This window comes from Citrobacter sp. S55_ASV_140, from assembly GCF_018919505.1.
Classification (GTDB): Bacteria; Pseudomonadota; Gammaproteobacteria; order Enterobacterales; family Enterobacteriaceae; genus Citrobacter; species Citrobacter werkmanii.
The window spans coordinates 1-4,624 of record NZ_JAHLQZ010000253.1 but is presented as its reverse complement, the minus strand read 5'-3'; the positions used below and the strand labels follow the sequence as shown (position 1 = coordinate 4,624).

At 51.4% G+C, this 4,624-nt stretch carries 6 protein-coding genes; 1 reads left to right on the top strand and 5 read right to left on the bottom strand.

The window, feature by feature from the left end; all coding sequences use genetic code 11:
• Positions 1 to 65 (bottom strand): DUF2492 family protein (locus KQJ18_RS21725; protein WP_216422722.1); only part of this gene is annotated, 65 nt, incomplete at its 3' end.
• A 227-nt stretch (positions 66 to 292) separates the two neighbouring features.
• On the opposite strand from KQJ18_RS21725, the gene tyrP reads away from it, so the two are divergent.
• Complete coding sequence (gene tyrP, locus KQJ18_RS21720) at positions 293 to 1,504, top strand: tyrosine transporter TyrP (RefSeq protein WP_216422721.1); 1,212 nt, start codon at positions 293 to 295, stop codon at positions 1,502 to 1,504.
• Positions 1,505 to 1,531: 27 nt separating this feature from the next.
• On the opposite strand, the gene KQJ18_RS21715 is transcribed toward tyrP, so the two are convergent.
• From KQJ18_RS21715 to KQJ18_RS21700, 4 genes are all read right to left on the bottom strand, one after another.
• Positions 1,532 to 2,197 (bottom strand): YecA family protein, encoded by a 666-nt coding sequence (locus KQJ18_RS21715; RefSeq protein WP_042307734.1) that lies wholly within the window; start codon positions 2,195 to 2,197, stop codon positions 1,532 to 1,534.
• A 208-nt stretch (positions 2,198 to 2,405) separates the two neighbouring features.
• Positions 2,406 to 2,687, bottom strand: a complete 282-nt coding sequence (locus KQJ18_RS21710) for a heavy metal-associated domain-containing protein (RefSeq protein ID WP_038641518.1) — start codon at positions 2,685 to 2,687, stop codon at positions 2,406 to 2,408.
• On the bottom strand, positions 2,684 to 3,040 hold the full coding sequence (locus tag KQJ18_RS21705; protein WP_069323582.1) for a mercuric transporter MerT family protein: 357 nt from the start codon (positions 3,038 to 3,040) through the stop codon (positions 2,684 to 2,686). Before KQJ18_RS21705 ends, KQJ18_RS21710 begins: the two co-directional genes overlap by 4 nt.
• Positions 3,018 to 4,160 (bottom strand): transglutaminase domain-containing protein, encoded by a 1,143-nt coding sequence (locus KQJ18_RS21700; protein WP_137347791.1) that lies wholly within the window; start codon positions 4,158 to 4,160, stop codon positions 3,018 to 3,020. The genes KQJ18_RS21705 and KQJ18_RS21700 overlap by 23 nt, the downstream gene beginning before the upstream one ends.
• Positions 4,161 to 4,624: the final 464 nt, after the last annotated feature.

Sequence of the window (4,624 nt, the reverse complement as noted above, 5' to 3'; positions counted from 1 at the left end):
TTTGAATACTGCTCGCCAGATTCAATCATCATGTTGAGCACTTCATGCCCGTGAATAGATTCCATACTACCTCCTCAATAAAGGGCATAGCCTAATGTGAAGCGCAGGGCGCTGCTTTGCGCTAACACAGGTTTACCAGCAGATAAATGTCATTTCCCATACATCTTAAAATCACCCAATAATCGTAAAGATTAATGTACATGCATTGTAACGGTGATTTGACGAAAATAATGTTTTGCCTTAACCTGCGCCGCAGATATAACCGTTGATTATCTCTGGGACAGAGGAAAGCGTGAAAAACAGAACCCTGGGTAGTATTTTTATCGTGGCGGGAACCACGATTGGTGCCGGTATGTTGGCAATGCCGCTGGCTGCGGCAGGCGTGGGGTTTAGCGTCACGCTGGTATTGTTAGTCAGTCTGTGGGCGTTAATGTGCTACACCGCGCTGTTGCTGCTTGAAGTGTATCAACACGTACCGGCTGACACCGGGCTGGGTACCCTGGCGAAACGTTATCTTGGCCGTTACGGACAATGGGTAACGGGTTTTAGCATGATGTTTTTAATGTACGCGCTGACGGCGGCGTATATCAGTGGCGCAGGTGAACTGCTGGCCTCCAGCATCAGCGACTGGACCGGGACAGCTATCTCGCCATCAACAGGTGTACTGCTGTTCACCTTTGTTGCCGGTGGTGTGGTTTGCGTTGGGACGTCGCTGGTCGATCTGTTCAACCGTCTGTTGTTCAGTGCCAAGATAATTTTCCTGGTAGCGATGCTGGCCCTGTTAATGCCGCATATCCATAAAGTGAATCTGCTTACGCTGCCGCTTCAGCAAGGGCTGGCGCTGTCCGCAATCCCGGTTATCTTCACGTCGTTCGGTTTTCACGGCAGCGTTCCGAGTATCGTCAGCTATATGAACGGTAACATCCGTAAACTGCGCTGGGTATTTATTACCGGTAGCGCCATTCCTCTGATCGCCTATATTTTCTGGCAACTGGCAACGCTGGGCAGCATTAACTCGTCCACGTTCATGAGGCTGTTAGCCAACCACGCTGGTTTAAACGGATTGCTACAGGCGTTACGTGAAGTCGTGGCATCGCCGCACGTTGAACTGGCGGTACATTTGTTTGCCGATCTCGCACTGGCGACCTCTTTCCTCGGTGTCGCGCTGGGGCTGTTTGACTATCTGGCAGACCTTTTCCAGCGCCGAAATACCGTAGCAGGAAGGATGCAAACCGGCGTGGTGACGTTCCTGCCGCCGCTGGCATTCGCGCTGTTCTATCCACGTGGTTTCGTGATGGCGCTGGGATATGCGGGCGTTGCCCTCGCGGTACTGGCGCTACTGATCCCCGCCATGCTGGCATGGCAAAGCAGAAAACATAACTCGCAGGCTAACTACCGCGTGGCGGGTGGCGCACCGGCGCTGGCGTTGGTGTTTATGTGCGGCATTGTAGTGATCGCGGTACAGTTTTCCATTGCAGCAGGGTTACTGCCTGAAGTGGGTTAAACAAAAGGGGCTTTACGCCCCTTTCTGTTAATGCAGACAGCACTGCTTATATTTTTTCCCACTGCCGCACGGGCACGGGTCGTTACGTCCTACCTTGGCATCCACTTTTACCGGCACCTTCACCGGCGTTTCCTGCGGATGCGCCATCCACCAGGCATGCAGATCCAACGCCGCCAGACGGATAGCGTCCACGCTTTCCTCAAACTCTTCTGGCGTCAGTTTCTCAACCACCGCGAAGTTTTCTTCTGTACCATGCAGCGCAATAGCCTCGAGCGCCGGTTTCAACGTATCCGGTAATGCGGACCAGTCCGACAACGCGACGCCGCGCATATAACCAAAGCACCACTCTTCTACGATGGTCAGTTCATGCTCGTCAATTTCACGCAGACCAAACAGCGGCTCAAACTGCTCAGGGTATTCATCCAGACGATCGGCCGTATCCGCCATGTGCTGAAACGCCAGGTTCATGAAGCGCGTCATTTCTTTTTCGGAGGACCAGCGAGGGACATACTGCGCACCACCCCAAATTGCGACCAGCCACTGCTCCGGTTCAATTTCATACGGTGAACTGAGCACCGCCGTCAGCAAACCATCCAGTTCTGACACATCCAGAATAGCCTTGTCCGTATTGTACTTAGTCAGTACATCATCCAGCCATTCCAGTTCGCTCTCGTTTAATGGTCCCGTTTTCATAACGCTTTTCCTTAGTCAAAAATTCTCGCCTGTAATCATCCTACATGGCTGGAGGGATAACAGATACAAATGGGCGTGGGCGGCTTACAACTGCCGCCAGTTCAGGTTAACAGGAAACGAGGGGAATTCCGGTAGTTAACGCACAAAAGAGAACACCAGGCCGCCGGGCATCATACCGGGAAAACAGAACAAAACCACCCGTAGGTGGTTATTGTTGCTCAATACGGTTAAGCGTCGCGCTATACCCGGTTTTTGCTACCGCTTTAAGCAAAGTCTCGGTAGGAAAACCTTCAGGCACGATCGCTTCTGCCTGCCTTGTCTTGAGTGAGGATTTGGCCTTAATGACGCCATCGGTTTCGCGTAATGCCTGATTGACCGAAATTACGCATAACGAGCAGGTCATATTTTGTATATCCAGCACCACTTTTTGATTGGCCGCCTGAACCCACAACGGCAATAATAAGCCTGCAACTAACGTGAAAATCTTCATTCAAACACCTCATAAAACCAGGCAACCAGCGTTGGGTAAAATAACACCGGCAAAATCAACGCCAGCGCACACCAGTAGAGAACGCGCGCTTGTTTCAGGGTTAGCCAGCCAGAACACCACAACCGTTTGGAAAAATAGAGTCGCCAGAAAACACGCAGTAATAATCCCAATGACAGCAGCATCAAAGGAATTCGTAAAAACTCAAACCGGGTTAAAACAGCAAAGCTCGCCGCTGAAATACCAAATAACAGATATAACAGCGGCCCAACGCAGCATAAACCGGCAGTGACGGCAGCCGCCGCGGCCGTCAGCAGGGTCAGTCCCGCGCCTTTAGCGTTGTTCTGTGGCGACATAGCGGTAGGAGAACACTTTAGGATCGTAGAAATTGATCGGGTCGCCATCGACTTCTGCGTAAGGATAACCAAAGTTGTTCATGGCGCCCTGCTCTGTCGCCGGATACAACTCGAAATCACGTCCGTAGTTGAATCCTACCCAGTTCATTTCCCAGTTACCAAACAGGTAAGCGTTGACGGCCTGGACATCGGCGTCCTGATGCGATTTTTTCTCAGTCAGACGCATTTTGGTCACGTCAGCGGGATCGCACGGTAACCAACCGTAGCCTGCCAGATAGAATTCGGCGCGACAGTGCTGTCCACCGCTGACATCGGCAACGCCTGCGCTATCGGCCTTGCCAAAGGCGCTTGTCGAGTAGCGCTCGAGCTTATTGGCTTTGCCCAGACGGATGCCAAACAGTTCACGCGCCGGAATACCGCTGGCCCGTGCCAAAGCAACAAAAACGGAGCTCATATCGGTACATTTTCCCTTGAGCTTGCCGCTTTTTAAGATCTCCGCCACATCACCGGTACCGCAGCCAATAACGTCATTATCTCGTTCCATATGGCTACTCACCCAGTCGTAAATGAGACGCGCTTTTTTCAGCGGATCTTGCTCATTACCGGTAATTTTGCGCGCGGTTTCCAGAACCAGCCCATCAACAGGCGTATGTGCCGTCGGTAACAAGTAGGGTTTTACATCCAGCGGATAAATAATCTGCTCCGGTACTTGCCAGGTTTTTAGCGCATCCTGCTTCAACGGCTCCCAGTCGGCAGTTTCGATGTCGATATCAACGTTAATCAACAATTCGCTCTGGGAGTCTGGCCAGGTGGCGAACAGCGTCTTCGCGCCATAGGCATTGTTGGTGGTGACATATGCCTGCTGATAGTTCCCGCTAAAGGCAAGGGCTGTCATTTGTTGAAACGCAGTGTCTACAGGTAGCGGGATCCAGAGTTTCACCACACCGCGCGATCCCTCAGCAGGGTTGAGTTTATACGTTTGTGATAAGACAAAGCGTCGACGCGCGACAGGCGCGACTATTGGCTCCGCGGCATGTACCGTCTGGCTAAGAACCGTAGGCCCGACTAAACCGGCGGCGGAAAGGAGAACACTATTTTTGAGAAATTGTCGACGTTGCATTGCTGTCTGTCCATGTTGTAAGAGTTGAGCTACGGCCCGTTGGGAAACCGGCGATCATCACAGCAGACAGACGCTGACTTAAAAAGGCGAGTCGATGGGAATTATTCATCAATAACAGACCTGTTAACTGTGAATGAAATGAGAGACTACAAGGTCGCTATTAAGCCATTTACAGGCAAAAAAGTACAGTAGCAAGCGGGTATCAATCTGCCAGATCACCCTGTCGCATGAAGCAAACGCAGCAGAAATCCGGCCTATATTTAAATGCATGCAATAGTAGAAATAACCCAATCCATAATCCCGTTTCATATTCTGGGAGGAAGTAAAAATGGCAATGAGAATACTGTCTATTGATGGCGGCGGGATCAGAGGCATCCTGCCGGGTATGCTACTTGTGGCACTGGAGAAGAAATTGCAGGATATATCAGAGAATCCTGCCGCCAGAATTGCGGATTACTTCGATC